The organism is Nocardioides xinjiangensis (assembly GCF_017916455.1).
Lineage (GTDB): Bacteria > Actinomycetota > Actinomycetes > Propionibacteriales > Nocardioidaceae > Nocardioides > Nocardioides xinjiangensis.
In genome coordinates this window covers 407,476-433,905 of record NZ_JAFMSY010000002.1, presented here as the reverse complement: position 1 = coordinate 433,905, position 26,430 = coordinate 407,476, and the positions used below count along the sequence as shown (strand labels likewise).

26 protein-coding genes are annotated in these 26,430 nt (G+C 70.9%); 17 read left to right on the top strand and 9 right to left on the bottom strand.

What is annotated here, in order from left to right; genetic code table 11:
* Position 1: 1 nt before the first annotated feature.
* A complete protein-coding gene (locus J3P38_RS12955; protein WP_210503935.1) occupies positions 2–1,240 on the bottom strand; it encodes an acetyl-CoA hydrolase/transferase family protein in 1,239 nt (412 codons plus the stop codon).
* A 112-nt stretch (positions 1,241–1,352) separates the two neighbouring features.
* Here J3P38_RS12955 and J3P38_RS12950 point away from each other — a divergent pair, with 112 nt between their 5' ends.
* The 10 genes from J3P38_RS12950 (at position 1,353) to J3P38_RS12905 (ending at position 8,708) form a co-directional block, all read left to right on the top strand.
* Positions 1,353–1,652 carry a hypothetical protein gene (locus J3P38_RS12950; protein ID WP_210503934.1) on the top strand — a complete coding sequence of 100 codons (300 nt, stop codon included), beginning with the start codon at positions 1,353–1,355 and terminating at the stop codon, positions 1,650–1,652.
* 342 nt (positions 1,653–1,994) lie between these two features.
* Positions 1,995–3,191 carry an L-2-hydroxyglutarate oxidase gene (gene lhgO, locus J3P38_RS12945; RefSeq protein ID WP_210503933.1) on the top strand — a complete coding sequence of 399 codons (1,197 nt, stop codon included), beginning with the start codon at positions 1,995–1,997 and terminating at the stop codon, positions 3,189–3,191.
* Positions 3,192–3,634: 443 nt separating this feature from the next.
* The gene (locus J3P38_RS12940; protein ID WP_210503932.1) at positions 3,635–3,865 is read left to right on the top strand and encodes a hypothetical protein; all 231 of its coding nucleotides are present in this window, start codon (positions 3,635–3,637) and stop codon (positions 3,863–3,865) included.
* A 458-nt stretch (positions 3,866–4,323) separates the two neighbouring features.
* Positions 4,324–4,506, top strand: coding sequence for a hypothetical protein (locus tag J3P38_RS12935; protein ID WP_210441382.1), 183 nt, complete (start codon positions 4,324–4,326; stop codon positions 4,504–4,506).
* Between the two features lie 11 nt (positions 4,507–4,517).
* Entirely contained in the window at positions 4,518–5,240 is a 723-nt protein-coding gene (locus tag J3P38_RS12930; protein ID WP_210503931.1) for a hypothetical protein, read from the top strand.
* 87 nt (positions 5,241–5,327) lie between these two features.
* Complete coding sequence (locus tag J3P38_RS12925) at positions 5,328–6,104, top strand: TetR/AcrR family transcriptional regulator C-terminal domain-containing protein (RefSeq protein ID WP_210503930.1); 777 nt, start codon at positions 5,328–5,330, stop codon at positions 6,102–6,104.
* A gap of 167 nt (positions 6,105–6,271) precedes the next feature.
* Positions 6,272–7,126 carry a mechanosensitive ion channel family protein gene (locus tag J3P38_RS12920; protein WP_246856055.1) on the top strand — a complete coding sequence of 285 codons (855 nt, stop codon included), beginning with the start codon at positions 6,272–6,274 and terminating at the stop codon, positions 7,124–7,126.
* Between the two features lie 78 nt (positions 7,127–7,204).
* Positions 7,205–7,363, top strand: a complete 159-nt coding sequence (locus tag J3P38_RS12915) for a PRC-barrel domain-containing protein (protein WP_210503929.1) — start codon at positions 7,205–7,207, stop codon at positions 7,361–7,363.
* Complete coding sequence (locus J3P38_RS12910; protein ID WP_210503928.1) at positions 7,360–8,049, top strand: YsnF/AvaK domain-containing protein; 690 nt, start codon at positions 7,360–7,362, stop codon at positions 8,047–8,049. Before J3P38_RS12915 ends, J3P38_RS12910 begins: the two co-directional genes overlap by 4 nt.
* On the top strand, positions 8,046–8,708 hold the full coding sequence (locus J3P38_RS12905; RefSeq protein WP_210503927.1) for a hypothetical protein: 663 nt from the start codon (positions 8,046–8,048) through the stop codon (positions 8,706–8,708). The genes J3P38_RS12910 and J3P38_RS12905 overlap by 4 nt, the downstream gene beginning before the upstream one ends.
* Before the next feature lie 109 nt (positions 8,709–8,817).
* On the opposite strand, the gene J3P38_RS12900 is transcribed toward J3P38_RS12905, so the two are convergent.
* From J3P38_RS12900 to J3P38_RS12890, 3 genes are all read right to left on the bottom strand, one after another.
* A complete protein-coding gene (locus tag J3P38_RS12900) occupies positions 8,818–9,774 on the bottom strand; it encodes a PIG-L deacetylase family protein (RefSeq protein ID WP_210503926.1) in 957 nt (318 codons plus the stop codon).
* A gap of 275 nt (positions 9,775–10,049) precedes the next feature.
* Positions 10,050–10,469 (bottom strand): hypothetical protein, encoded by a 420-nt coding sequence (locus J3P38_RS12895; RefSeq protein WP_210503925.1) that lies wholly within the window; start codon positions 10,467–10,469, stop codon positions 10,050–10,052.
* A 407-nt stretch (positions 10,470–10,876) separates the two neighbouring features.
* Entirely contained in the window at positions 10,877–13,711 is a 2,835-nt protein-coding gene (locus J3P38_RS12890; RefSeq protein WP_210503924.1) for a helix-turn-helix transcriptional regulator, read from the bottom strand.
* 416 nt (positions 13,712–14,127) lie between these two features.
* Here J3P38_RS12890 and J3P38_RS12885 point away from each other — a divergent pair, with 416 nt between their 5' ends.
* The 3 genes from J3P38_RS12885 to J3P38_RS12875 are packed head-to-tail and all read left to right on the top strand — an operon-like array spanning position 14,128 to position 16,095.
* Positions 14,128–14,349, top strand: a complete 222-nt coding sequence (locus J3P38_RS12885) for a hypothetical protein (protein ID WP_210504045.1) — start codon at positions 14,128–14,130, stop codon at positions 14,347–14,349.
* A 58-nt stretch (positions 14,350–14,407) separates the two neighbouring features.
* Entirely contained in the window at positions 14,408–14,998 is a 591-nt protein-coding gene (locus J3P38_RS12880) for a TetR/AcrR family transcriptional regulator (protein WP_210503923.1), read from the top strand.
* On the top strand, positions 14,998–16,095 hold the full coding sequence (locus J3P38_RS12875; protein ID WP_210503922.1) for a glycosyltransferase: 1,098 nt from the start codon (positions 14,998–15,000) through the stop codon (positions 16,093–16,095). The genes J3P38_RS12880 and J3P38_RS12875 overlap by 1 nt, the downstream gene beginning before the upstream one ends.
* A 374-nt stretch (positions 16,096–16,469) precedes the next feature.
* On the opposite strand, the gene J3P38_RS12870 is transcribed toward J3P38_RS12875, so the two are convergent.
* A complete protein-coding gene (locus J3P38_RS12870; RefSeq protein ID WP_210503921.1) occupies positions 16,470–17,051 on the bottom strand; it encodes a DUF998 domain-containing protein in 582 nt (193 codons plus the stop codon).
* 324 nt (positions 17,052–17,375) lie between these two features.
* Between J3P38_RS12870 and J3P38_RS12865 the strand changes: the two genes are divergently transcribed.
* Positions 17,376–17,606, top strand: coding sequence for a hypothetical protein (locus J3P38_RS12865; protein WP_210503920.1), 231 nt, complete (start codon positions 17,376–17,378; stop codon positions 17,604–17,606).
* A gap of 260 nt (positions 17,607–17,866) precedes the next feature.
* On the opposite strand, the gene J3P38_RS12860 is transcribed toward J3P38_RS12865, so the two are convergent.
* From J3P38_RS12860 to J3P38_RS12845, 4 genes are all read right to left on the bottom strand, one after another.
* Complete coding sequence (locus J3P38_RS12860; protein ID WP_307807898.1) at positions 17,867–18,184, bottom strand: AzlD domain-containing protein; 318 nt, start codon at positions 18,182–18,184, stop codon at positions 17,867–17,869.
* Positions 18,181–18,864 (bottom strand): AzlC family ABC transporter permease, encoded by a 684-nt coding sequence (locus J3P38_RS12855; protein WP_210503919.1) that lies wholly within the window; start codon positions 18,862–18,864, stop codon positions 18,181–18,183. The genes J3P38_RS12860 and J3P38_RS12855 overlap by 4 nt, the downstream gene beginning before the upstream one ends.
* 223 nt (positions 18,865–19,087) lie before the next feature.
* Positions 19,088–20,362 carry a calcium-binding protein gene (locus J3P38_RS12850; protein WP_210503918.1) on the bottom strand — a complete coding sequence of 425 codons (1,275 nt, stop codon included), beginning with the start codon at positions 20,360–20,362 and terminating at the stop codon, positions 19,088–19,090.
* 311 nt (positions 20,363–20,673) lie between these two features.
* Positions 20,674–21,672, bottom strand: coding sequence for a bacteriorhodopsin (locus J3P38_RS12845; RefSeq protein ID WP_210503917.1), 999 nt, complete (start codon positions 21,670–21,672; stop codon positions 20,674–20,676).
* A 150-nt stretch (positions 21,673–21,822) separates the two neighbouring features.
* Between J3P38_RS12845 and J3P38_RS12840 the strand changes: the two genes are divergently transcribed.
* From J3P38_RS12840 to J3P38_RS12830, 3 genes are all read left to right on the top strand, one after another.
* On the top strand, positions 21,823–22,605 hold the full coding sequence (locus J3P38_RS12840; protein WP_210503916.1) for a hypothetical protein: 783 nt from the start codon (positions 21,823–21,825) through the stop codon (positions 22,603–22,605).
* A gap of 420 nt (positions 22,606–23,025) precedes the next feature.
* Positions 23,026–24,450 carry a hypothetical protein gene (locus J3P38_RS12835; RefSeq protein WP_210503915.1) on the top strand — a complete coding sequence of 475 codons (1,425 nt, stop codon included), beginning with the start codon at positions 23,026–23,028 and terminating at the stop codon, positions 24,448–24,450.
* Positions 24,451–24,622: 172 nt separating this feature from the next.
* Positions 24,623–25,942 (top strand): hypothetical protein, encoded by a 1,320-nt coding sequence (locus tag J3P38_RS12830; RefSeq protein WP_210503914.1) that lies wholly within the window; start codon positions 24,623–24,625, stop codon positions 25,940–25,942.
* Positions 25,943–26,430 lie beyond the last annotated feature (488 nt).

Below are 26,430 nucleotides of genomic sequence, written 5' to 3'. Positions count from 1 at the left end.
CTCAGGCCAGGCCCATGGCCCGTGCCTCCTCACGGAGGTCGTCCCGGACGCTCGGGTGGGCGGCGTGCTCGATCAGGTTGTGCGCCTGCTGCCGCTCGTCGCGGCCCCACATCCAGGCGACGCCCTGCTCGGTGACGACGGCCCCGTGCTGGAAGGAGGTCACCGGCTCGTCCACGAGCGGGACGATGGTCGAGACGTCGGCCTTCGGGTGCCAGCTGCGCAGCGCCATGAACGCCCGGCCGCCCGGGGAGTGGCTGGCGCCGACGGTGAAGTCGGTCTGGCCGCCGAAGCCGCTGTGGATGCGGGCGCCGATGCGAGAGGCGTTGGCCTGGTCGAAGAGGTCGACCTGGAGGGCGGTGTTGATCGACGTCATCGCCGGCTGCCGCGCGATCTCGGCGGGGGAGTTGGTGGTCTCGGTGCGGAGCATCCGCACCCGCGGGTTGTCGTCGACCCAGTCGTAGAGCTCCTGGCTGCCGAAGACGAACGACGTCCGCACGGGCGTGCCGCGGTCCAGCGCCCCCGCGCGCTCCAGTGCCAGGACGCCGTCGCTGAACATCTCCGTCCACACCCGCAGGCCGCGGCGCTCCAGCACGCCCGCGACGGTCGCGTCGGGCACCTCGCCGATCCCCGCCTGGAGCGTCGCGCCGTCGCCGATCTCCGCCGCGACCCTGGAGCCGATCAGGCGCGCGTCCTCGCCGGGCGCGCCGGTGACGTGGGTGGCGAGCGGGGCGTCCACCTCGACCCCCACGTCCACGTCGTCCACCGACAGTTCCGCGTCGCCGAAGGTCCACGGCATGCGCGGGTTCAGCTGGGCCACGACGAGCGCGCCCCGCGCCCGGGCGGCCTCGACCGCGGCGGGCAGCACGTTGACCTCCAGGCCGAGGGACACCCGGCCGTCGCGAGGCACGGTGGTGTGCACCACCACGACGTCCGGGGGGAGCGGTCCGTGGAACAGCCGGGGCGCCATGGAGAGGCGGCAGGGCACGTAGGACAGGCGCGGGTGCCGACGGAAGCCCGGTCCGACGAACGTCGTCTCCGGCACGACGCCCTCGTGGAGCGGCAGGTCCGGCTGCGCGTTGAGCGCGTGGAGCCGCGCCGTCGGCAGCTGCGCCAGCAGCGGGCCGAGCAGCGCGACGGGGGACGCGAAGTTGCCGCTGGTCACCACGCGTGGCACGCCCTCGACGGAGCCGCAGTGGTCCCCTACGGTGTGAACGGCCTGCTCGAGGTCGACGACGTGCATGTGGCCACGATGCCAGCCCGGCCAACCCGGGACGGTCACCGCGCTGGAGCACATGCGCGGACCGCGGCCGGGGTACGCGAGGCCAGCGGCCACGAACGAGAGGGACCGACCCATGACCAGCTCCGAGCACCATCGCGACGTCGCAGACGAGGAGCGCGCCTCGACGCCCAACTCGTCGGGTCCCGAGGGCGCGGCAGGCGGCATGGGCTCCAGCAGCGAGCGCGTCGGCCACGTCGGGCCGGGACAGACCGGCACCGACGGCCTGCGGGACAACTCGCGGCTCGAGACGCCGGCCGACGCTCCGCCCGAGCAGAGCTCGGGCGGGGAGGAGCCGAAGCCGGCGGGCGTCGAGCCGAAGGCGGGCTACCCCCGGCTGGACCCGCGGCACGAGGACAACCCCTTTCCCAGCTGATCCACGGGCACGGACGCCGATCGCAGCGCATGCCGGCGCCGCGCGTACGCCGGCGGCAGGTCGCCCCGGCATGTCCACGTCGTCGACGGGCTGCTCGGTCAGCCGAGCCGTCCCCTGGGCCGATGTCGTGAAAGTTGACGATGGACGTGGAGCGCCTCGCAGGCCAAGGTGTCTGCGAGCACCCGGTGCACGTGCGCCGGCGCACCAGCCCTCCGTACCGAAAGGTCGACCCATGTCGGTAGCCGCCGTGCGAGGCCGGACATCGCCCCGCGCCCCTCATGCCGACGGGGGAGGGCGACTCCGCGGACAGCCGGGGTGGGGTCCTGCCGGGACGGACCGGCCGTGACGCGGTCCGTCGGCGTGGTGGGAGCAGGCATCGTCGGCCTCGCCGTGGCGCGCCGGATCCAGGAGGTCCTTCCCGGCACCCGCGTCACGGTCGTGGACAAGGAGGACGGGGTCGCACGGCACCAGACCGGCCACAACAGCGGTGTCGTCCACGCCGGCATCTACTACAAGCCCGGTTCGCTCAAGGCTGCGCTCTGCCGGCGCGGTGTCGGCCTCCTCAGGGCGTACTGCGAGGAGAAGGGTGTCGTGTACGACGCCTGCGGCAAGCTCGTCGTCGCGTCGACCGCCGCGGAGGTCCTGCTCCTCGATGACATCGAGACCAGGGCGCGGGCCAACGGCGTGCCTGGCCTCCGGCGTCTGACCGGGCCGCAGATGAAGGATGTCGAGCCCCATGTGGAGGGCATCGCCGCGCTCCACTCACCCTCCACGGCCATCACCGACTTCGTCGCGGTCAGCGAGGCGCTGGCGGCCGACGTCGCCGCGGACGGGGGCGAGATCCGCCTGGCGACGGAGGTCCGGCACCTGAGCTCGGCGCCCCGGAGCGTCCACCTCACCACGGCGGACGGAGAGGTGCTCGAGTTCGATCACGTGCTCCTGTGTGCCGGTCTCCAGTCGGACCGGCTGGCCACGGCTGCGGGTGACGGGCAGGATCCGGCGATCCTGCCCTTCCGCGGTGAATACCTCAAGCTCGTGCCCGAACGAGCCGACCTCGTCCGCGGCCTCATCTACCCGGTGCCCGACCCCTCCTACCCGTTCCTCGGTGTCCACTTCACCCGCCGGGTCGACGGCTCCGTCGACGTCGGGCCCAACGCCGTGCTCGCGACGGCTCGGGAGGGCTACCGCACACGCGACTTCTCGCTGTCCGACCTCCGGGAGACCGTCACCTATCCGGGCTTCCGGCGTATCGCGGGGGACCACTGGCGGATGGGTGCCGCGGAGATCGCTGGGTCGTTGAGCGTCCGCCTGTTCGTCAAGCGCGCCCAGGCCTACGTCCCGAGCCTCCGGCGACAGGACGTGGTCCGCGGCGGAGCCGGCGTACGCGCCCAGGCCGTCGAGCGCGACGGGACGCTCGTCGACGACTTCCGCATCCACCGTGTCGGCCGGATCACCGCGCTGCGCAACGCACCGTCGCCGGCTGCGACGTCCGCGCTCGCGATCGCCGAGCACGTCGTGGAGGCCCTGGAGCTGGAGTAGCCGGCGCCGGGCCGCAGGCCCGGAGCGACCCGGAGGCCGGGACGCCCGAGTGGTCCCGGCTGCGGTCGGGCAGTCGTGGGGACGCGGGACGCGGGGCGCCCGCGGAACGGCTCATGGTCCCTCGCGTGGCGGGTACGTCCGGGACATGACCACTGCACCGTTCGAGCCCGGGACTGCGCCGGTTCCCGGCGAGCCCGACGTCGCCCCGTGAACCCGATCGCGCCCGGTGAGCAGCCGGACGCCCCGACACCGAAGCCCCAGCCGACAGAGTCCTGACCGAACCGCCCCCCACGTCGGCCGGCGCGGTAGTCCTGGCGACACCGAGCGCCCGCTCGGGCGCGGCGAACGGGCGCGGTTCACCGAGCGTCGCAGGCGCCCGGGGTGCTCGGACCAGCACGCGACCTTGGACGAACCTTGTCGGTCGCCCGCTAACCTCACCTCTCATGGATGCTGAACGCGACTCGGGTGCCGCCGACGTCCTGACACTGACAGACCTGCTCTCGGCCGCGGGACAGCAGCTCGAGGCGGCGACCACCGCCCGCAGGGAGGCGCTCGACAAGATCGCCGGCCTCGCCCGGGACGCCCGGGACGTGCTGACGGTCGAACGAATAGCACAGCTGGGCGCCGTGGCGCCGACGACGGTGCGCACGATGCTCGCCGTCGACGGCTCCTGAGGCCGCTCCGGCGCGGCAGCGCGGCCGGTCAGCCAGGGGTGCGGGCCCGGCCATGACGGGGACGTCGGTCTAGACCGCTCCCGACCGTTGCGTCACGCCGCACCGGAGCAGCCGTCTCGGACGCTGTAGGGGCAAGCCGCCTCGATCCCCCCGTGGTCGAACCTCCCGCAGGTCCACGGGCCCCCCAGGGGTCGAGGCAGCCCAACCGAGAGGGCGGCGGCGCGACCTGATCCCCGGACCAGGTCGCGCCGCCGCTCGAGGTCCGGCGACGGCCGGCACCGGACTCCTGCCCGTCGGCGCGGGAATCACGCGCAGGCCCCGGCAGCCTCCTACCCCGCGGTGTCGTCGGTCACTTCAGTGGGCGCGCCGGGGTGCGCACCCCGCTGACCGCGCTTGATCGGCGGGCCAGACCGAGAGATGGTTTACGACGTAAGCCCGCGGCCCGAGGACGGCATCCCATGACGAACCACACCTCGCACCAGACGCCCCTCGACAGCACGAAGGCGCTGCTGAGCCATCGCGACGTCACGTGGCGAGAAGCCAGCGAGGGCTCGGCCACGCTGGCAGCCGCGATCGCCGCGAGCATCGGTGTCGTGGTCCTCGCCAAGCTCACGCGCGCCCTGCTCGGCGAACGCCGCTAGGCGATCCCACCATGACTCCCGGCACGACTCCCGGCAGGAGCGCGGGGGATCGCTGGTCGCCGTGGTTGCGGTCGGTCGCCCTGTGCGGCGTGCCCGCCTTCTTCGGCGCCAGCTTCCTGTGGGGGACAGGCCGGGCGGTCTCCCTCGTCGCGCCCGTCCTCCTCGCGGTGATGATGGCCGGCATCGCGGTCACGCACTCCGCGACCACGGGCGGGGACGGGCAGCCTCCGTCCGCCGACGTGCCCGACACGTGCGCGCGCCGACGAGAGCTCGCACGGTGGTGCCGCGTCGCGGCTGCGTGCGCGGCCATCGTGCTGCTCCTGGCGGTCGTCTCGGTGCTGTCCGCGTGGTGGGTCCCACTGACGGCTGCCGTCCTCGTCGTGACGACACCGCCGGCGCGGGACTTCGCGCGCACGCACGTGCTCCACCGCGCGGGCAGCACGTCCACGGGGAACGCCACGATCCCCGAGCCCGGGTGGCCGCCGGGTCGCGCGCCGGACGACGGCGCGGGGACGGTGGCTGAGGTCTCGGGCCTGGACACGGCCGAGCTGTGCCACCTGTGGCGCGTGACGTTCTGGATGGTGCGCGACCTCCGCGCGCCCGCACGGACGCTCCGCGTCGTCGAGCTGCGCCAGGAGGTCCTCGACGAGCTGCACCGACGCCACCCGGACCAGGTCGAACGCTGGCTGTCCTCCGGCCGACACGGCGCCGACGGTCCCGCCCGCTACCTCTAGAGGCGTGTCCGCCCCAGGGCCGAGCGCCGAGCGCCTCCCGCGCTACCGTGAAGCCGGATCGGTCGGCTGCCAGAGGGGGGCGTCAGGATGAGCGAGGAAGGGCCTGAGGAGCTGCAGGCGGGGCCCGGTGGCGCGGGGGAGTACCCGGACGCGGACCGCGCCGCGGTCGAGGACGAGCCGCCGCCGTCCGCGCGCGTGCCGCTCTCCCGCGAGCGTGTCATCGCCGCCGCCTTGGCCTACATCGACGACAACGGCCTGCCCGGCCTCACCATGCGGCGCCTCGGTGAGCAGCTCGGCGTCGAGGCCATGGCGCTCTACCGCTACGTCCCCAGCAAGGAGGACCTCCTCGACGCCGTCGTCGAAACGCTCGTCGCCGACGTCCGGGCCGACGACGTCGTCGTGGACGCACCGCAGGACGGCTGGCAGGACTTCCTCCAGCGCCTCGCGCACGGCGTCCGGCGCATGGCGCTCGCCCACCCCAAGGCGTTCCCGCTCGTCGCCTCGCGCCCCGCCGAGGCGCCGTGGCTGCGCCCGCCCCTGCGCAGCCTGCAGGTGGTCGAGACGTTCCTCTCCGGCCTGCTCCAGGAGGGGTTCAGCGACGCGGCCGCCATCGAGGCCTACCGCGCCTACACGAGCTTCCTCCTGGGCCACCTCCTCCTCGAGGTCGCCGTGCACGGCGCCGACGTCGGCCCCCTCGACGTCCTCGACGACCAGACCGGCGAACCGGGCACAGCCCGATACCCGACCGTGGCGAAGCTCCGCGAACCGCTGTCGGAGGACCGGTCGGCGGTCGAGTTCGAGGAGGCTCTCGAAGCGCTTCTCGACCGTTTGTCGATCACCCGGAACGAGCACCTCGACGACTGACCGTCGGCTGTTGCACGACAACCCGTGTCGGGGCCGAGGCCCCGCTCGGGTCGCATGGCCCGTCCACCGGTGGGTACGGCTTACGTTGTAAACCACTACCAGCGGTGGTCGTCGACGTCCTTCTCCCGTGAGTGCGGCGTCGGCCGTCCATCGCGGACGGAGGACTCATGAGAGACGCACTGCGTGACGGCTTGAGCACGATCGCCGAGTTCGTGCCCAAGCTGGTCCTGTTCCTGGTCATCCTCGTCATCGGCATCGTCATCGCGAAGGTCGTCGCCAAGGCGCTCAACGCGATCCTCGAGCGCGCCGGCTTCGACCGAGCCGTCGAGCGCGGCGGTGTCAAGCGTGCGCTGTCGAGCTCGAAGATGGACGCCAGCGACATCGTCGCCAAGCTGATTCACTACACGCTCCTGCTGTTCGTGCTGCAGCTCGCCTTCGGCGTCTTCGGCGCGAACCCGATCAGTCGCCTCATCGAGGACGTCATCCGGTTCCTGCCGAGCCTCGTCGTGGCCATCATCATCCTCGTCGTCGCCGCGTCCATCGCAGCCGCCGTCAAGGGACTGCTGGAGAACATGATCGGCGGCCTCTCCTACGGACGAGTGCTCGCCAACATCGCCTCGGCGTTCATCCTCTTCCTCGGGGTCATCGCAGCCCTCAACCAGGTGGGCGTCGCCACGACGGTCACCACGCCGGTGCTCGTCGCCATCCTGGCCACCGTGGCCGGCGTGATCGTCGTGGGCGTCGGCGGGGGCCTGATCCGCCCCATGCAGCAGCGGTGGGAGAGCTACCTGACCACCGCCGAGCGTGAGGCCCCCCGGATGAAGGCCCAGGCCGGGAGCGCCCCGTCGGTGCGGGAGCAGGCCCAGTCCGCCGCGCAGGACCTCGGCCCCACCGGCTCCAGCGGTGGCCAGGGCAGCGCCGGTGGCACCGCCGTGTACGACCAGAACGCCGACCTCGGCGGTCCTGGCAGCACCGGCAGCACCGGCACCACCGGGCAGGGCACCGCGCCGCGTCAGTACTGAACAGCCAGCACGACCCCACAGCCGCAGCCCGACGCACCCCGCGTCGTCCGGCAGCCATCCCCGAGAAGGAGCACGCACATGACCATCGACACGAACACCGACGACTACGGCCGCTACATCGGCCAGACGCTCTACTCCAGCGACGACGAGCAGGTCGGCAAGATCGGCCAGGTCTTCCTCGACGACGACACCGACCGTCCCGAGTTCTTCACCGTCACACCGGTCTGTTCGGCATGAACGAGTCGTTCGTCCCTGCCTCCGAGGCGGAGCCGACCAGCGACGGCGTACGCGTGCCCTTCACCAAGGACCAGATCAAGGACGCGCCCAACGTCGACGTCGACAGCGGCCACCTCGACCAGTCCGGTGAGCAGCGCCTCTACGAGCACTACGGCATGACCTACTCCGAGCGCTCCAGCGACAGTGGGCTGCCCGCGGACAGCGCCGGCACCTACACCGGCGCCGGGACCGGCGCCGTCGGTGCGGCCGGCACGTCCGGCACGTCCACCGGCGAGGGACACGACACGTCGGGGCCGAACACCGACGAGGCGATGACCCGCTCCGAGGAGCGCCTCGACGTGGGCACGACCACGCAGGAGGCCGGCCGCGCGCGGCTGCGGAAGTACGTCACCACCGAGCAGGAGACCGTCACCGTGCCGGTGAAGAAGGAGCGGGCGGTGCTCGAGACCGAGCCCATCACGGGCGACAACCGCGACCAGGCCCTGTCCGGTCCCGCCATCTCGGAGGAGGAGCACGAGGTCGTGCTCCAGGAGGAGCGCCCGGTCGTCGGCAAGACGGCCGAGCCGGTCGAGCGCGTCCGCCTGGGCACCGAGACCGTCACGGAGGAGGAGACCGTCACCGAGGAGGTCCGCAAGGAGCACATCGAGTCCGAGGGCGACGTCGACGACCGTCGCGGCACCCTGTGAGCACCAGCGCCGACCAGCCCCGCCACGAGAAGCCTCGGCACGACGAGCGCTCGGCGGGCACCGCCGCCCGCGACGTCGACGCTGACGGCGTCCCCGACCGGCGCACGGTGGTGGCGCGCGAGAAGGAGGAGCACGGCGGTATCAAGTGGGGTTCGGCCTTCTTCGGCTGGCTCACCGCTGCCGGCACCGCCATCCTCGTCACGGCGCTGCTCAGCGCGATCGGCACAGCCGTCGGCCTGGGCGCCTTCTCGGGCACGCAGCAGGCGGAGCGCGAGGCGGCGCGGAGCGCGGAGACCGTCGGCGTCGTCGGCGCGATCGCGTTGCTCGTCGTCCTGTTCGTGGCCTACTACGCCGGTGGCTACGTGGCCGGGCGGATGGCCCGTTTCGACGGTGCCAAGCAGGGTGTCGCGGTGTGGGTCTGGGCGCTCGTCATCGCGGTCGTCGTCGCGGTCGTCGTGGCCGTCGCGGGCAGCGAGTACAACGTGCTCTCGCAGCTCAACAGCCTGCCGCGCGTGCCCATCAGCGAGGGCGACCTCGCGACCGGCGGCATCATCACCGCGGTCGCGGCCGTCGTCGCCAGTCTCGGCGGGGCGATCCTGGGCGGTCTCGCCGGGATGCGGTTCCACCGCAAGGTCGATCGCACCGGCCTGGGCGCCTGAGCCGGGAAGCACGAGCCTCCCGTCGCTCCGGAGCAGGGGGACGGGAGGTCTCGCTGTGCCCGTGCAGGTCCGCTCGGTGTCTCCGCCGCACCTCACCGGTGTGCTGGGGTCAGCTGGGGGAGTCGGCTGCGTTCGTGCAGTCCCACCGTGCCTGCAAGTGGTTCCACCAGCACTGCGTCCCGTGCGGATGCCGACGCGACGCCAGGACGGCCAGCGAGTCGAGGGTCCGGCCCGTCGCCGGTGTGGTCGTGCTCGGCACCCCCCTGCACAGGGTGCGCTCACGCGACGTCCCGTCCCAGGTCGGCACGACCCTCCTGGCACGGGCGGTGTCGAGGAACGCGTCCCTCAGGTCGTCGGTCAGTCCGTCGTAGGGCGAGTCCTGCGAGGCGTGCGCGGCCATCGCGACCTCGAGCTGCGCTCGGTGCATGTGCACGTCGACCAGGGTGCTGATCTCGTGGTCGGGGCTGCCGAGGACGGGCATCTCCTCACGCACATGCTGCCTGTCCTGCTCGTGAGCACGCATGTGCTCGACCCACTGCCGCATGAGGCTCTGCGACAGGCACGAGAGGTAGACCACGTCGACTCCGACCTCGGTGGCGGCCTGCAGTGTCGCCACTCGCACACGCTCGTGGTCGCGGTGCCCGTCGCTGGCGTCCAACGTCACCACCACGTCGGGACGCACCCGGCGCAGCGAGGTCGCGATCGCGTCGACGACATCAGCGAGCTCGGCCCCCACCAGGGAGCCGGCAGGCGCCGGTCCGACCATGCCGGAGTCGGCGAAGCCCAGCAGGTCGACCTCGGCGACACCGAGCAGCTCGCCGGCGCACCGGAGCTCCTCCTCGCGGACGGCGCCCAGCTCGGCGCCGGAGCGTCCGCTGCGGTCGCGGCCCGCCTCGCCGCGGGTCGCGCAGGTGACGAACGTCGTGTACCCGGACGCCGCGGCATGCAGCAGCAGGCCACCGCACCCGAAGGTCTCGTCGTCGGGATGCGCCACGACCGCCTGGAGTCGCGGCCCGGCAGGACCGCTCGACGTCAGCTCGTCCATCTCCTCGTCGACCCCCGCCACGTGCTCCCGACCCGGTGTCCGCTCACTGCACTCTGCACCATGTCGGGACGGCGAGGCATGCCGAGATGGGGCAGGACTAGACAGGTCGTGCTCAGCGGGCCGCGAAGACCCGAGTCGAGCCTGGTGGCTCGCTCATGGTCCACAGCCCCCGGCCGTTCATCCCCGGGCGCTTCGCGCGCCACACGCGCGTGAGGCGATTCGGTTTCCGCTGGGCGAGGACACCGGCGTGCCAGTCCGGCCGCATCGCCGCTCGCAAGAAGCCTCCGGTGTGGCCGTCAGCTCGCGGGTGCGAGCCATCCGGTGGCAGGACCGTGGATGTAGGCGGTGTAGCCCTCCCCGAGGTCGACGGTGAAGGAGTACGTGCAGTCGAGCAGGTCCTTGTGCTCTCGGTCGCTGCCGCCCTTCACCACGGTGCTCGGTCCGAACACCTCCACCGTGCCGTCCGGGGCAGTGACCTCGAAGGTGGAGGTGTATCGAGTCAGGTGGAACACGGAGGTGCTGGTGGTGACGAGCTGGGCGTTCCAGGTCTGCCCGGCACGCGCGATCGTGGTGTAGGTGTTCCCGTCGTCGCAGACGAGGACAACGGTGAGGCCGTCTGGTGGGTCAGCGCTGGCAGGCGCGGCGAAGCAGACCGAACTGATGCCGGCGAGCGCGGCGGCAGCGAGCCGCAGGTGTGAGGCTGAGGCTGAGGACATGGCGCGTCTCCTGGTGTCGTAGGGCTCGGACCCCACGTCAGCCGCGAGGGCCACCTTCGAGCGTGCGACTTCGGCGATCGGCGCGCCATCCCCCAGGCAGGCGAAGTCGCCCCTTCCGCCTCCGTCGCCCCCGAAGCCCCGACGTGGCACGCCAGTGCGGTGAGGGTGACCGTCCGGTCGCCCGGAGGGGTTGCTAAGGCAGCGCGGGGAGTCCGGATACGACGGTTGCCCGATCCGGTGTCAGGCGTCTTAGGCGGAGGCTGAGGCATACCAACCACCACCTGCCACCGGGAGCCCCACGATGTTCAGCGATCCCTACGTCATGCTCGTCGCGGCGAAGATGCACCAAGACGAGGTGCGGCGTTCCTTCCCCGCCCGCCCGTCCGTCGAGCCCACAACGCGAGCGGTCAACGACCGGTCGTCAGCCCGTCACGCAAGGCGCGTGCTGCTGCCTCGGTTCGGTTGGCGACGCCCAGCTTGGCGATGATGTGGGAGACGTGGACGCTGACCGTCTTCGGCGACATGACCAGCTGCTCTGCGATCGCCCCGTTCGAGAGCCCGTCCACCAGCAGGCCCAGCACCTCCGTCTCCCGAGCCGTCAGACCGGGTGCTGGGACGGAGGTCTCGAACCCGGTGATCCTGGCGCGCCTTGCGGCCGCCTCGATCCGTTCGCGCAACGGGTCGGCGCCCAGCTGCTTGCTGATGCCGTGGGCGCCGGCGAAGAGCTCACGAGCGCGCGGTCGGTCGCCGTCACGCGCCGCGCACTCGGCGGCGAACAGGTACGCATGCGCGGCGTCGTACGGGCGGTGACACCGGCTCCATCGCGCGGCGATGTCGGACCAGCCGGCGACCGTGTCCCGGTCACCGACCCGTCGCAGGTGCTCCGCGATCTCGACTGGTCGCAGCGCGAGCACGGGGTTCGCGTCCGGTGCTGGGCCGTCCACCACCGTGGCTGCCTGGGCCACCAGTACGCGTGCCTCCGGATCCGATTCACCGCGGCGGACACCTGATCGCAAGCCGGACACGAAGGCTTCGTACAGGTCGTTGCTCGGTTCGCCGTCATGCTGCAGGGCGATCGTCCGCGACACAGCGCGACACACTCCCGCACGGTCGCCCTCGGCGGCCGCGATCTCGGTCTCGATGAAGGTCCGCTGGATGGCTTCGCGAGACCAGCGCAGTCCGGGCGGAGTTCCTGGCGGTGCTTGCGGGATGGCGTCGAGACATGAGCGCGCGGCCGCGATGTCCCCGGTGCGGGCGCCGCGGATCCCCGACAGCGCGTTCCACCACGATTCGATGTCACCTCCGAAAGCGCCTTCCCTCGCCCGGTCGAGATCCTCGGCCATGGCGTCCCAGGCGCCGACCAACAGGTGCATGACCGCTCGCAGCATGTGCTGCACCACCCACAGATGAGGGTGAAGATGCGGATGGCGGGTCTCGGCCACGGTTCGGTCGAGCAGGGCGAGGGCGTCGTCGGGCCGTTCCGCGTTGGCGAGGCTGACGACGAGCCTGCATCGCGCATCGAGCACCCCCGCGGGGTGGTGTCGCTCCATCCAGGCCACGTGTTCCTCCGAGACGCGCACCGCTGCGTCGGGGTCGCCCCGACAACACTGGAGCCAGGCGAGAAGGTCCCACGCGTCAGCCAACAGCAAGGGGTCGCACATGGGCGCCAGCTGGTCGATGACCTCGAGCAGCATCGCCTCCGTCAGGTCCGGCAGGTCCTGGATCCACTCGTCGGCCAGGTGCACCATCACCGAAGCGACCTTCAGGTCCGACTCGTAGGAGCGGAGCCGCGCCAGGACCTTCTCCGACTCCGACGGGTCCACGACCCGGGTGAACTCCGCCTGCTGAGCGCGGCGCTCGCGCCAGAGGAGGAGACGCAACCACAGGGAACGCAGCCACTCGTCCTCGTCCGCGAGCTCCCGGTTGAGCAGGTCGTCGATCACGTCCATGTCACCGACTGACCAGAGTGCAGCGTAGAGCCGGCTCAGCACGGCGTCGCGTGTCAGGCCCACCCCCGGTGGAGCATCGTCCGGCCAGCCGGTGAAGGCTCGGTGCCACCAGTGCCGACGTGCGTGCTCGTCCTGGGTCAGCTCGGCGGCTTCGGCGGCGGCGATCGCGGCCTCGAAGGCACCTGCACCGCCCACTGCGTCGTGGTGCCGAGCCCGCTCGATCACCACTCGCAGGTCCTGGCCATCGTCCCCCGCGAGCTGGTCGAGGTGGGAAGCCCAAGCCTGGTGCCAACGACGGCGGTCCTCGCCGAGCAGGTCCCGGTCGACGGCGTCCTTGAGCAGGGCATGGTGGAATCGCAGCCCGTCGCCCTGAGGGTCCCGCACGAGCACGCCGTTCGTCCGCACCTCGTCCAGGGCTCGGTCGAAGGCAGCGCCGAGCCGGCTGACCGCCCGCAGGTGCGAGGGCGCGAGGAGGCCCTCGCCGACCGCAGCGGCCGCGAGCAGTTGGCGCGCCGGTGGAGACAGTCGGTCGAGCCGGGCGCGCAGCACCGTGCGGAGCGACCCTGCGACGCGGCCGCCCTCGGTGGCGAGCTGCTCGACGTAGAAGGGAAGGCCGTCGCTGAGCTGGCATATGCGCGTCACCGCCTCGGCCGGCAACCCACTCGCGAGCCCGGCGATCTGGTCACGCACCTCCCGCGTCGAGAGCGGACCGAGCTCGACGACCTCAGCGCGGCGGCCGAGCTCCGCGAGGTCTTGGGGAAGCACACCGATGGCATCGGGAGGTGTGCGGACGGTCGTCACCACGAGGAGCGCCCCGCTCATGACGCGCTCGGCGTAGAGGAGCAGGTCGCGAGTGGAACGATCGAGCCACTGAGCATCGTCGGCGAGCCAGCACACCGGTCGGTCGAGCGCCTCGACGAGGCGCATCACCGCCGCGATGACGTCGGCGCGGTCCACCGCGTCCGCGGGAGGGTCCGCGACCGACGGGACGAGCAGCGCGAGCAGGGGAGCGTCCCTGCCGGTGCGTCGGCGCACCTCGGCTGCGCCGTACATGCGGGTGATCGTCCGCACGAGCTCCGCTGCGCCGCCGAACGGCACCTCGGTGTCCGCGAGCGGCACGCCGTGGCTGGTCAAGGTCAGCCACGTCTCATCGAGCGAGGCGACCAGCTCCTGCGCCAGGCGCGTCTTCCCGACACCCGCTTCGCCGAGGACCAGGACGACGCGAACCGCGCCCGCTTCGGCGCTCTCGGCCGCATGCCTCAGCAACCGGAGCTCGCGCTCTCGGCCGACCATGGTGGCGGGCCCCGAGGACACCTCCCCAGAGTGCCGCAGGACTGCCGGGACGTCACCCCAGAACCGGTATGGCTCTACCCCGACCGGTCGGTCCGGCACGGGGACTCCGGCGAGGGGGTCCGGGTCGAGCGGGGGCCAGTGCAGGGTCGGTTGTGCGCGCGCACGTGAGCCGGTAGCGGCCGTGGCGTTGGGGCCGATGACGGTGACGCCGCCAACGACAGGACTCGCCATCGCCCCGGATCGGCGACGGCACGGGACGTGCTCGAGGCGGTACGACGCGTGCTGGTGTCGCTCCGAGGAGCTGGGGGAGCGACGTGAGTGGGAGCAAGGCGGGCCTGTGAGGTCGCGAGGGGAATGTGACGGCTCCGCACCGCAGCCGGAGGGTGCCCGACACACACCCCGGCGAGTCTCTCGGCATGAGCATGCAGACCCCCGCCCGCCGCCGTGGGCGCCGTTGGATCGAGGACTGGCGTCCCGAGGACGCCGACTTCTGGGAGACGACCGGGTCGTCGGTCGCGAGGCGCAACCTGGTGTGGTCGATCTTCGCCGAGCACGTCGGTTCCTCCGTTCGGCTGTTGACACCCCCGAGCCACTCCAGCAGGGAAGTGCGCGTCCCGCAATTTGATGTTAGCGTCTAGTCACATGAATAGGCCGTACCGGCAGACAGCTCGTCGTGCGTCGGCGGAGCAGACCGCCGTGCGCATCCTCGATGCGGTCGTCGAGCTGGCGTCGAGGACGTTGATGTCGCAGATCACTCTCGACGACGTCGCCCGTGCCGCGGGCGTGACGGTGCAGACGGTCCTGCGGCGCTTCGGCAATCGTGAGGCGTTGCTGGACGCCGCGCACGAGCATGGCGTCCGTACGGTCGTGCAGGAGCGGCGAGCGCCAGTCGGCGACGTCCGTGCCGCGGTGGAGGTGGTGGTCGACCACTACGAACACCGAGGTGACTCGGTGGTCCTGATGCTCGCGCAGGAAGGCACGGACACCCGCGTGGCCGGCATGGTGCAGCGGGGACGCGAGGTGCACCGAGAGTGGGTGATCGAGTGCCTCGGCTCCTTGGTGGAGTCGACGTCCGACCGCGAGGCCGTCCTGGACCTGCTTGCGGTCGCGACCGACGTCCTGACCTGGAAACAGCTTCGGCGCGACCTCGGCCTCGATCGCGCCACGACCGCAGACCGCATGGAGGCGCTGGTGCGAGCCGTCCTGCACGCCCAGCCGCCGCACGCTCGGCCCGGTGTCGCAGCTGCCCGCACCGGCGAGCTCCTCGACGACCCGGTGGAGGCCTGATGGCACGCATCCTCTTCGTCACCTGGGACGGCGGCGGCAACGTGCCGCCTGCGCTCCTGCTGGCGCGCGAGCTCGTCGCCCGCGGTCACGCCGTGCGCGTCCTCGGCCATGCCGAGCAGCGCCGCCCGGTCGAGAAGGCCGGCCTCGAGTTCGTCCCTCCCCGTCGGACGCGACCATTCGACGCCCTCGAGCAGCACTCGACCCTCGACATCGTCGCCGCATTCACCGACCGCGGCATCGGCCGGGACCTCCTCGCCGAGCTCGACACAGAACCGGCCGACCTGGTGGTGGTCGACTGCTTGCTCTTCGGCGCCCTGGACGCAGCTCGCCGGTCCGGCGTCCCGTACGTCGTCCTCGAGCACCTCTACGACGGCTACTACCGACGCGAGTGCCTCCGGGGTCCGCTCGGACTGGCGACCCGAACGCTCGGCTTGCGTCCTCGGGCGGCCCTGGACGGTGCGGCGCTGCGGCTGGTCGGCACGGCACCCGAGCTCGACCCGGTTCCCGGCACCCCCGAACCGAACCTGCGTCAGGTCGGCCCCCTGATCCCAGTGCCCGAGCAGTCGGCGAGCACGCCGGACGAGCAATGCGTACTGGTCAGCCTGAGCACCTTCGCATTTCCGGCGGCGCCGCGGGTGCTGTCAGCCGTGCTCACAGCCCTCGAGCAGGTTCCGGCCCACGTCGTGTGCACGACCGGGCCCGCGCTCAGCCCCAGCGAGGTGCCGCCGCGCGCCGGCCTGCGCATCCACCAGTACCTGCCTCACGCGCAGGTGCTGCCTCACGTCTCCCTCGTCGTCGGGCATGGCGGGCACGGGACGACCATGCAGGCCTTGGCGCACGGCATCCCGCTCCTGGTCATCCCTCTCGACCCGCAGACCGACCAACCCTCCGTGGGCAGGAGCATCCGCACCGCCGGGGCCGGCGCGACACTCGACCGCGACGCAGGACCGGAGGAGATCAGTCAGATGATCAAGTGGCTCCTCATCGATCCCGCCATCCGGGCTGCCGCAGGCGACCTCGGCGAAGCACTGCGACGAAGCCGCGGGCTCGCCTCAGCCGCCGACGAGATCGACCGGGTGCTCACCGCCGCCACCTAGTCGGTCGACAGCATCGGTCGCCATCGCCGCCTCGACGTCGCCTCGACCACAGCGGCCGCCCGCGCGACCATCGTCGACGCAGCCACGCGTCACGGTCCCCGAGGTGGTCACGGAGCCAGGTCCGCACACCCGGTGCTGATCGCAGCGTCCACCGGGCCGCCCTCTCGGACGGAGGGCTCGACGCCGTAGCAACACGGGTCGAACGGCCAGCCCGGATCGAGCGACATCGTGGCAGCGACGTGCTGCCGCAGAGGATCCCGCCGCAGTCTGCACCCCATCACGGAAGGCACCCCACTCTGCCGACGTCGCGACCTCCACAGTGGACGTGCGCCACCTCGCGGTCGTGGACTGGCCGGCCCGAATGGTCGATGCGGCTATCCGGCGGACTCGTTGCTGGGGCTGACACTGCGATGACCGCGTCTCGGACCACCGTCGGGCAGGAGTTGCGTCCCGGCGAAGCCAGCCAGTGCCACCAGCACCGGCCACAGAGCAAGGCGTTCGAGGGCACCCGATGCAGGACCATCACCGGAGAGCACGAACCCCGTCGCCGCCGTGGCGGTCACGACTCCCGCAGCAAGGAGCGCCCCGCCCAGGCGCGGCCGGTCATCGCGCAACCGCGCACCGAGGACGACCAGCGCGATCGGCTGCGCCACGAACAGGGGCGCCGCCGAGATCGTGTGCAGCGTGGCGTCCTGGTCGAGAGGCGCGAGGCCCGTCGCGACCGAGCTCAGCCCGGAGACCACGAGCAGCCCTGTGACCCATGGCCCCACTGCCCGCGAGAGCAGCACCGCACCGCCGACCAGCAAGGCACCGAAGGCCATGAACGATCCGTTCATCAGCTCATGGCGCGGTGAGCAGTAGACCGCCGTGCAGCCGACCTCACCCAGCCGGCTGACCGGATCGGAGAGTAGGCTGTAGCCACCCTTCGTTGCCGCCGCAACGATGAGCTCGGTCACGATGTAGGCCGGTCGCACGCAGAGTGCCAGCGCTCCCCAGCGCGCAGCCTCGACCCCGGTGATCCCCGGGAGCCGACGTCCATGGGCTGGGGGCACCCGGTCACCGTAGTTCTTGGTGAATGCCGCCCGCAGCGCTGTTGATCGTGCCGGGAAGCCGCCGGTAAGGGAGGCGGTGCGACGCACATGGACGGCATGGGCGACCGCAGGTTCGGCCGGGCGCATGCGGGGGAGGACGGGCGCGATCCGAGCTCACCGTCGTTCGGGGAACAGCGGCCCGAGGCTCGCCACTGGGCGACGCCTGGCGGAACCGTTAGCGTGCGAGTCATGAGTGAACGAGCTGAGACGCCGACCGTCTGTCGGGAATGCGGCCAGCCGCTCGAGTTCGCTGCGCCGGGCGACACCAGCATCGACGAAGTCGAATCTGAGCTGACGGTGGGCGCGAAGGCGTACTGCGTGAACCCGGAGTGCGACCTCTCGGAGGGTGAGGGCGTCTCGCCCGAAGATCAATGGCTCAACGCGCCGGGCACGGAGGGCGGCGCGAACGGTGGCGCCTGACCACGGCCGGCGCTGACTGCGGAGAACGCCGGCACCGGCAGCAAGCGGAACGGCGTAGCCGTGTCGACGCGTGGTCATACCGTGCGCGGTCAGGTGACTGTGCTCGGCGACACCGAGAGCCGCAGCGTGAGCCGACAACCACCCGAGCACGCCGAGCGAAATCGCCCAGCAGTCCCCCCGAGTCCGGTCGAGGCACGAGTGGCAGGACACCTGCCACCCTGCTCCGTTCGCGCACGTCGAACGATGCGAATGCTGGAGTCTCAGATCGCCCTCAGCCCGGCGGTGACGAGGACTGCAACGACGACGCACAGCACGAGTGAACAGCGCCGCCAGAGCATCAGCGCGGCTACAGCGACGCCGACGGTGTGGGCGCCCACCGACCAGGAGCGTCCGGCGGCGAGCACCGAGGTCACGACCAGCGCGCTGAGCAGCGTCGGCGCCATCAGCACGGTCACGCGGGAGAACCACGGCCGCAGCTCCCGGCCGCCGAGGAGCACCGGTCCCAGCGCCTTGATCAGCGCGGTCATCGCGGCAAGGCAGAAGATCAGCAGCCAGACCTGCGTGTAGGTCAGCGTCACCTCGACCTCCGCACCAGGCCGATGAGCGCCACGGTGCTCGCAGCCAGGATGGGTACGCCCGGAGGACTGATCGGCACCAGAGCGAGTGCGACGAGGCCGCCGCCGACGGCCACCCAGCGGGAGGTCGCGTCCCGCAGCTCCGCGATCAGGAGCGAGAGGAAGAACACGGGGTAGATGGCGTCGAGGCCGAGCCGGTGCGTGTCACCGAGAGCGCCGCCGAAGACCGCGCCGAAGACGGAGCCGAGCGTCCAGGTGAGGTACTGCGGGACCGTCGTGCCGAACAGCAGCCACCGGTCGAAGGTGCCGTCGCCGCGATTGGCGAGCGCCCACGAGGAGTCGACGACGGCCTGCCCTTGCGCGGCGCGCTTCATCGGGCCGCCCGGCAACGACGGCGCCAGCGCGATGCCCATGGCCAGGAAGCGAGCGTTCATCAGGCTCGCTGCGGTCAGGGCCGCGGGGATGCCGCCTCCGACCGTGATCACGGACAGCGCGGCGAACTGCGCCGAGCCGGCGAAGACGATCATCGCGGTGACGCTGGCCTGCACGACGCTGAATCCCGCCTGTCGGGCCAGCACACCGAAGGAGGCGCTCAGGAAGAAGCCGACCACCGCGAAGGGAACGCCCGACCTCAGGCCACGACGGAACGCCTCGCGTGCTCCCTCGTCGCTCGCCGCTGCCACCGGCGCAGGTTAACAACGCTCGTGGACCCCTCCAGCGGCGGACGCTCCCGGCGGGCCAACACCTGATGATCCGCGTCCCTGGGTGTTCCCGCTCCTCGGCAGATCCGGGACTCTGCGTGGCGCCGACTAGCGGCGGTACTGGGTCATCGACATGCCCGCCGCCGGCTGCCGTCGCGGCGCCTGCGCCGGCGAAGTCGAGCCGCTCGTCCTCGCCCGATCCGCGTCAGCGGCGCACCTCGCACTGTCGCCGCTGCTCGCCGCCGATGCACCGGTCCCGCCCGGGACCACCGACGAGCTGGTCGCGACCGGGACCACCGACGAGGAGGTCGTTGCGCGAACCGCCCACGAGGATGTCGGCCCCCCGGCGCCCGTGAGCCGTCACCTGCATGCCACCGCTCACCGACAGGCGGTCGCGCCCGGGGCCGCCCAGGTAGGTCAGGCCGCCGGGACGCCCGGAGAACCTGACGTCCTCGACCCCCTCGTAGCGCGCACGCGTGGCGCCGCCGACCGTGACTCGCTTCCGAGGCACGTCGATGACGTACCTCGAGCCCCGCGGGAACTCCGACTCCGGCGCCCGCAGCCGGACGACGTCGCGTCGCCCGTCGCCGCCGTCCACCTCGGTCCGCGTCCTGCGGACGAGGTCCGCGTCGATCTCGTCGTCGCCCGGTCCGCCGTGCACCGTGGCGCCGAGGTGGGCGGCGAGGCGGTCGTCGCCCCCACCGCCGCCGATCGCGCTGCGACGTCCGCGCGCCTCGACGTAGTCCTGCCCACCGTCGCCGTAGAGCCGGTCGCGTCCCGTGTCCGGCGAGAGGATGGCGTCGCTGCCGCCACCGCCGCGCACGACGTCGTCACCCGTCCCGGGCTCGAGCTCGTCGTCACCGTCCATCGCGTGGATGCGGTCGTCGCCGGCGCCGCCCGTGATGCGGTCAGGTGCGTTCGTGCCGGTCAGCACGTCGTCGAAGGGCGAGCCCACGATCCCGCCGGAGTAGGTCGGCACCACGATCGTGTCCGTGCCCTCGCCGGTCGCCGTGCCGGCCGAGAGGTCTACAGTGACCGGACCCGGCGCGTCCTCGAACACGACCCTGTCGTAGCTCGCCAGCCGGTCGACGTCGTCGACGGTGGCCGACGCCGGGTCGTCGCCCAGGTCGATGAAGTCGTTCCCCGGACCCGGCACGAGGTTGTCGCCGGCGTAGCCGTCGTCGGGGACGTAGTAGTCGTCGAGGCCACCGAACAGCCGGTCGTCGCCCGGCCCGCCGACCAGCGTGTCGGCGTTGCCGAGCCCGCAGATCGTGTCGTTGCCGGCGCCCCCGTCGATCTGATCCCGGGCGTACGTGCCGAGGATGACGTCGTCACCCGGCGTGCCGGTGGTCGGCGTGCCGGGGACGGCGACGATCGAGGGCACCTTCCCCTCACAGGTCGTCTCGGCCGTCGCGGGACCAGCGGCCAGGCCCAGGACGCCGAGCGGCGCCGATGCGATCAACGAGACAGTGATGGGCATGCGTCGCATGGCTCTCCTCCAAACGGGTCGGCCTCCGTCTGCGGGCCGTGAGATGTGTGACGCACCGACCAGGCCGGGAGTTGCAGGTCGACCCGTTCTCAGTCCAGCTCGGGGCGGCTCGATGCGCGTCGCGGCCTGAGCGGAGGTGTCGAGGTAGGACGGAATGCGGACATATGGCGCATAACACTGAGTCACTGGACGGGCCGCCTGTGCCTTCTCCGCAATCGTCCGGCGAACCCCCGTGCTGCGGGCAAGCGGATACCACCTGATCTGCGCGAGCCTGACGCACTCGCTCCAGGACGTGGGACGGCTCAGTGCCGAGGACCGCGGTCGGCGGTGTCCTCGACGCGGTTGCCCGTCGACGAGGGTGCCGTGGCACCGTGCGCGCCGGCCACGCGGTGGGCGTCGCCGCGACGGTGGGGCCATTCCTCGAACGGCCGCTGAGCCGGCTGGACGCCGTCGCTGTGGTGGACACTGTTCACCCAGACCGGCTCGGGGTGGGTCTCGTCACCAGCCGCCACGTCGGCGGCGGTCCGGAGCTTGGCGACCTTGTGGACCAGCATGCCGAAACCGACCTTCGCGATGACGTCGGCGGCTGAGAACGCCACGTGGATGGTCGTGGTCCACCATCCGCCGTCGAAGAAGATCGGGATCAGGTAGACGATCGGGTAGACGAAGAAGACGGACAGCAGCACCGTTGCGGCCTGGCTGAGGCCGCGTCCCACATCCTCGGGCAGGCTCCTGACGGAGGTCACGACCGCCGGGACCAGGACCACGTAGATCACCACGAAGCAGGCCATGCTGATGCCCCACCACAGCCACAGCCAGAAGGTGCTCTCACCCTGCTTGAACACCTGGTCTCCCAGGTAGCCGGTGACGATCATCGCGAACGCCGCCGCCATCACGACCGCTCGTGTGCCGGCGAGCTTGCGGCCGACCAGCGTGCACACCGCCAGGAGCTCGGCCATCAGCAGGGGCACGGTGACGGCCCAGTCCATGTAGCGAGACGTGATGCTGGACAGCGCCTCGGGGTTCGGCACGTAGCTGCCTGCCGAGTAGTCGTAGCCACTGTCGACCATCAGGAACAACATGAGGTAGGACAGGGTCGCAACCCCAGCGATGCACAGGCTCGCGAGCACAGCCGGCCGGTAGCGCGAGCTCACCTCACCCATGCTGTTCCAGTTGTAGAGGAAGTGGGCGAACAGGGCGAAGCCCGCCACCACGATGCTGAAGACGATCAGGTCGTGCTGAGCCGAGCTCAGCACGACCTTCTCGGGAGCTGTGACATCGGCGGACGAGGCGAGGAGCATCAGCGATCCTCCCGATGGTGCGGCCGTCCGCACGTACGTCGACGTGCTGGCCCGGCCGGTACCCCGGCGGACAACCGAGCATGTGGCGTCCTCACCACTCGGCCGCGGACGACGCGGCACCGCCTGCGAGTGGCGACGTAGGCTCGCGTCATGGATGCGATCCTGCTGCTGGTGGTCCTGGCCGTGGTGGGCGTGGGCGCGGTCGTCCTCGCACGTCGCAGCAAGGAGCGGGCGGTCCAGCGGCGCGAGGAGGAGCTCGCCCCGGTGAGGAAGCTGGCCTTCGAGGACATCACCGCATTCGGTGTCGACCTCCAGGAGCTCGACTACGAGATGAGCGGTCACGACCTGGACGCCGGCGCCAACGCCGACTACCAGCGTGCGCTCGACGCCTACGAGTCGGCCAAGACCGCCGGCGACTCCATCACCGAGCCGGGAGACATCCGGCACGTCACCTCGATCGTCGAGGACGGGCGCTACGCCATCGCGTGCGTGCGTGCCCGGGTCGAGGGGCGGCCGCTCCCCACCCGAAGGCCGCCGTGCTTCTTCGACCCGCGCCACGGACCCTCCGTCGCCGACGTCCCCTTCGTCCCCCCTGACGGCGTCGAGCGAGACGTGCCCGCGTGCGCACTCGACGTCGAACGCGTCAACGCCGGCGCCGAACCGGACGTCCGCAAGGTCATGGTCGGCGCGCAGCGGGTTCCCTACTGGCAGGGCGGGCGCGCCTACGAGCCGTACGCCGTGGGCTACTTCGGCGCCTTCGGACCCATGACCTGGATGTTCATGGGCGGGATGATGTTCGGCGACTTCGGCAGCGGCTCCGATGGGAGTGACAGCGGTGGCGACGGCGGAGGCGACGGCGGTGGCGACGGCGGTGGCGACGGCCAGGGCGACGGCGGTGGTTTTGACTTCGGCGGCGACTTCGGCGGCTTCTGAGCGCCCATCCGTGGTGGCGACTGCATAGGGAGCCTGAGCTCGTCGCCAGCCTCGCCCTTGTCAGGGCCGGACGATGCCCGGGGCGGCCATCAAGCTTGGGAACCCTGTCGAGCCGGGATGAGGCACCAGGTTCCGTGCGGCCTGCCCGCGCCACCACGCGCCGATGTGACGCCCCGCATCGGGCCCGATGGGTTGGGGCATCGCCCAACGACGTGTGTTCCCCGGGCGGGACGGCGATCGCCTTCGGTATCAGCCGACGTTGCGAGCGTCCCCGACAGCGCGGCGCAAGACGCGCTCGCAAGCTCCGACTTCGAGGCGAGCGTCCCGACGAAACGGCCGGGTTTTCGTTAGCGTGCCACTGAACTGATCAGCAATTAGCCTCGCGGTGAGGCAGTTCAACCACGTGATGGGGGACCGTTCATGGCCGAGGAATCTTGGCACGAGGCACGGCTCATTCCGACCTCTGGTATCAACGGCGCGGAGGAGCAGGAGCGCCGGGCGACGTCGGCCCTGCTGGCTGTTCTGTCAGCCGTCAGAGAGTTCGGACGAGGTTTCGTCCGGCCGTTCGGAGCCCCGGCGGGCACGCTGGAGTGCTTCATCGAGGTGCCTTTCGTTCTCGGCGAGAAGCGGCTCTACCCAGACGGACTTATCCGCGTCTCGCGTGGCTCCAAGTCTTGGACTGCCTTGGTTGAAGTGAAGACAGGACCCAATCAACTCGCTGCCGAGCAGCTTGAGAACTACCTCGATATCGCGCGAGAGAACGGCTTTGACGCCGTCATCACGATCTCAAATGAGATTCCAGCGGTCGCCGGCCAACACCCCACGAAGGTCGACAAGCGCAAGCTGAAGAAGGTGGCGCTGCACCACGTGTCGTGGTCGCAGGTCCTGGCCGAGGCCGTGATGCAGAAGGAGTTCCGGGGCGTGGCCGACCCGGAACAGGCGTGGATCTTAGGCGAGCTCATCCGCTACCTCGAGCACCGTAAGTCAGGCGCGCTCGAGTTCGACGACATGGGCGAGGCCTGGGTCGGAGTCAGGGACCAGGTCGCGGCTGGGACGTTGCGGACGTCCGGCAAGGGCATTGCAGAAGTCGTCGCCCGCTTCGACGCGCTCTTGCGGTTCGCGAGTCTCCAGCTCGGCCGGCAGCTCGGCACAGAGGTCGTCCCAGTGCTCTCCCGGAAGGAGTCCGCTGATCCCGTCGTGCGCGCCCAAACGTTGACCCAGGCCCTCTGCGGGACCGGTGAGTTGTCTGGGGCCATTCGCATCCCCGATACGGTTGGCCGCCTCGTGGTCACGGCCGACCTTCGAGCAGGGAAGGTCACGTGCCACGTCGATGTCGACGCTCCGCGGGAGGGTCGGGCGACGACTCGTGTGAACTGGCTGATTCGACAGCTGAAGAACGCACCGGACGCCACCAGGGTGGAAGCGTTCGTCGCGCACGCCCGCGGCTCCCAAGCCGCAGAACTGCTGTCGAAGGTGCGCGAGAATCCCGGCAGCCTCGTCCTCGACCCCACCAAAGACCTGCGATCCTTCAGACTCGCCACGACCAGCACCCTTGGAACCAAGCGCGGCCGTGGACGGGGCTCCTTCATCGACTCGGTACTCACTGCGGTGGACGGGTTCTACGCGGAGGTCTTAGGCACGCTGCGCGCGTGGTCCGCAGCGCCGCCCAAGCTTCGCGCCACGACGGTCGCTCCACCGGAACTCGACGACAGCGTTCCCAGGGCGCTGACATCGACCGACTACTCCTCCCAGGACGGAGCCGAGGTTGTCCCTGCCGAACGAGACGAAGAACCCGCTGACAGCGCTTCAGCAGAGGCGGAACTCGCCGGCTCGGAAGACAACTGATTCACGACTGCGCGTGCTTGACCCGGCAGGGGCTATGCGCCGGATTGACGCTTACGTCGGCGGCTGGCACGTCCAGGTTCGCGCGGCGACCTCGAGCGACGCACGACCAGACCAATAGCGCGCTGCCTTGATCCACTGATTGCGGTCGGTTCTACGTGTCAGGATGCCTTGTGTGAGTGAGATCGAGGGTGTCACAGTGGCGGCGGAGCTGCAGCCGGATGCCGCCGAGCAGGAGATTATGCGGGCGGTCAGCGCTCGCCACAAGATGGCTCGCAGGTACGTGATGCGACTGCGCAAGCGCAACCCTGAGGCGTCGCCGGCCGAGATCATCGCACTGCTCGAGCGGCACTACGTCAGGGCGATCACCGTTGCGGGCGGGGTCGTGACTGCCGGCACGATCGCCGCGAACGTCGGCATCGCGCTGATCCCGGGCGTGGCAGCCGGCAAGGAGGCCAGCAAAGGCGCGGCCAAGGTAGCCGCGAAGGGAGCGGCGAAGACGGTCGCCACCAAGGCCACCACCGCTGCCGCTAAGTCGGCCGCCAAGGGAGCCGCGAAGAGCGCTGCGAGGACCGGTGCAGAACGAGCGGTGCAGCTGCTCCCAGCGGGTGACGAGCAGCTGCAGTTCGAGCTCACGGCCGTCTTTGCTCTCGCCATCGCCGAGATCCACAGCATGTCTCTCGACCAGGAACAGGCGCACGCGCTTGTCTACGGATTGTCGAATGGACGGGTTAGCCCCCAGCAGATCGCCGCCATGGCCACAGATCTGGCCGCGGTCTCCCAGCCAGAGGCTGGTATAGGGCAGACGATCGCTTCCGGCCGAAACGACTGGTCGCACTGGGCGAACACCCTCGCCGACACGCTTCCCGGAGGTGCGGCGCAGGACCTGGTTCGGACGGTCCAGACGGGGCAGTTGGAAACAGTCCGCTCGACTCTCAACGGCAAGCAGCAGGGCGTGATTGAGTACGGCGTCGGCGCGCTCGCCGGAGGCGCGACACGCTTCCTCTTCGGGAATGAGGTGGTTGAGGCGTCGCGAACCGCGTTTGCTGAGCCGCCTGCCGAGTTCCCCGAGCGTCTCTCTGATGCGTTCTTGGTGAAGACGGAGGACGAAGACGAGCCGACCCGAGCGCTGGCCGCGCTCGAAGACGCAGCCAAGACCACCGGCGCCTGGGTGAGCAACGCAGCGGACAAATCGACCCGCGTGTTTCGCAGAGTGGACCTCGACGGGGACGGCATCCCTGACGAGGCGCGGGCCCTCAGCGCCGTCAAGGGCGTCGGTGGCGCCGTCGCAGGTGCCGCGTCCACCGGTAGCCGTTCCTTTCGCCGCGTCGACCGTGACGGGGACGGCATTCCGGACGAACGCCAGGTGGTCACCGCACTGAAGGGGGCGGGCTCCGGCATGGCCTCCCGGCTGAAGCGCAAGAAGTCGGCGGACGCCCCAGCGGCCCCGACTGGCCTCGACGATGACCCGACTGAGGAACAGATGGACAACTGATCAAGGTGCCCGAGTCGGCTAGTGCAGTCGCTTCACCATCTTGGCCAACGTATCGAGTCGCCTCCGCGGTCGTCCGCGAGCCGCTCGGTCGCACGAACCGTATACGGCGGCTCGCCGCGAGGGCAGGTGCCATGGCGGCGCAGTCACGCGGGGTCTCAGGCTTGACGCGTGCCATGCGGCTCGCCCCAGAGCGGCCATTGCGACGCTCGACATCACAGCGCCTGAGCGATAGAACGCCTTGGTGTCAGAGTGTTTCGGACTCGGCCGCCTCCGCCTTCTCCGAGGTCTCGAAGATCGTGACGGAGTAGCCGCGCTGCTCCCAACGACCTTCCTGGCCTTCGCCGCTCAGATCTAAGACCGTCTAGCCTCTGCGTTCTCCGTCTCGCGGCCCACCAGATCGAACCACTTCGGACAAGTGCCGCCCGGGGGAGTGCACGCCGTCCATCCGAACAATCCGGCCAGGGAACTGCACGCCGTCTTCCATCTCC

Excerpts from the sequence above, each read along its gene's own strand:
- J3P38_RS12955 (WP_210503935.1), bottom strand. The coding sequence starts at position 1,240 with ATGCACGTCGTCGACCTCGAGCAGGCCGTTCACACCGTAGGGGACCAC.
- J3P38_RS12950 (WP_210503934.1), top strand. The coding sequence starts at position 1,353 with ATGACCAGCTCCGAGCACCATCGCGACGTCGCAGACGAGGAGCGCGCC.
- J3P38_RS12940 (WP_210503932.1), top strand. The coding sequence starts at position 3,635 with ATGGATGCTGAACGCGACTCGGGTGCCGCCGACGTCCTGACACTGACA.
- J3P38_RS12935 (WP_210441382.1), top strand. The coding sequence starts at position 4,324 with ATGACGAACCACACCTCGCACCAGACGCCCCTCGACAGCACGAAGGCG.
- J3P38_RS12930 (WP_210503931.1), top strand. The coding sequence starts at position 4,518 with ATGACTCCCGGCACGACTCCCGGCAGGAGCGCGGGGGATCGCTGGTCG.
- J3P38_RS12925 (WP_210503930.1), top strand. The coding sequence starts at position 5,328 with ATGAGCGAGGAAGGGCCTGAGGAGCTGCAGGCGGGGCCCGGTGGCGCG.
- J3P38_RS12920 (WP_246856055.1), top strand. The coding sequence starts at position 6,272 with ATGAGAGACGCACTGCGTGACGGCTTGAGCACGATCGCCGAGTTCGTG.
- J3P38_RS12915 (WP_210503929.1), top strand. The coding sequence starts at position 7,205 with ATGACCATCGACACGAACACCGACGACTACGGCCGCTACATCGGCCAG.
- J3P38_RS12910 (WP_210503928.1), top strand. The coding sequence starts at position 7,360 with ATGAACGAGTCGTTCGTCCCTGCCTCCGAGGCGGAGCCGACCAGCGAC.
- J3P38_RS12895 (WP_210503925.1), bottom strand. The coding sequence starts at position 10,469 with ATGTCCTCAGCCTCAGCCTCACACCTGCGGCTCGCTGCCGCCGCGCTC.
- J3P38_RS12890 (WP_210503924.1), bottom strand. The coding sequence starts at position 13,711 with ATGGTCGGCCGAGAGCGCGAGCTCCGGTTGCTGAGGCATGCGGCCGAG.
- J3P38_RS12885 (WP_210504045.1), top strand. The coding sequence starts at position 14,128 with ATGAGCATGCAGACCCCCGCCCGCCGCCGTGGGCGCCGTTGGATCGAG.
- J3P38_RS12875 (WP_210503922.1), top strand. The coding sequence starts at position 14,998 with ATGGCACGCATCCTCTTCGTCACCTGGGACGGCGGCGGCAACGTGCCG.
- J3P38_RS12865 (WP_210503920.1), top strand. The coding sequence starts at position 17,376 with ATGAGTGAACGAGCTGAGACGCCGACCGTCTGTCGGGAATGCGGCCAG.
- J3P38_RS12850 (WP_210503918.1), bottom strand. The coding sequence starts at position 20,362 with ATGCCCATCACTGTCTCGTTGATCGCATCGGCGCCGCTCGGCGTCCTG.
- J3P38_RS12845 (WP_210503917.1), bottom strand. The coding sequence starts at position 21,672 with ATGCTCCTCGCCTCGTCCGCCGATGTCACAGCTCCCGAGAAGGTCGTG.
- J3P38_RS12840 (WP_210503916.1), top strand. The coding sequence starts at position 21,823 with ATGGATGCGATCCTGCTGCTGGTGGTCCTGGCCGTGGTGGGCGTGGGC.
- J3P38_RS12835 (WP_210503915.1), top strand. The coding sequence starts at position 23,026 with ATGGCCGAGGAATCTTGGCACGAGGCACGGCTCATTCCGACCTCTGGT.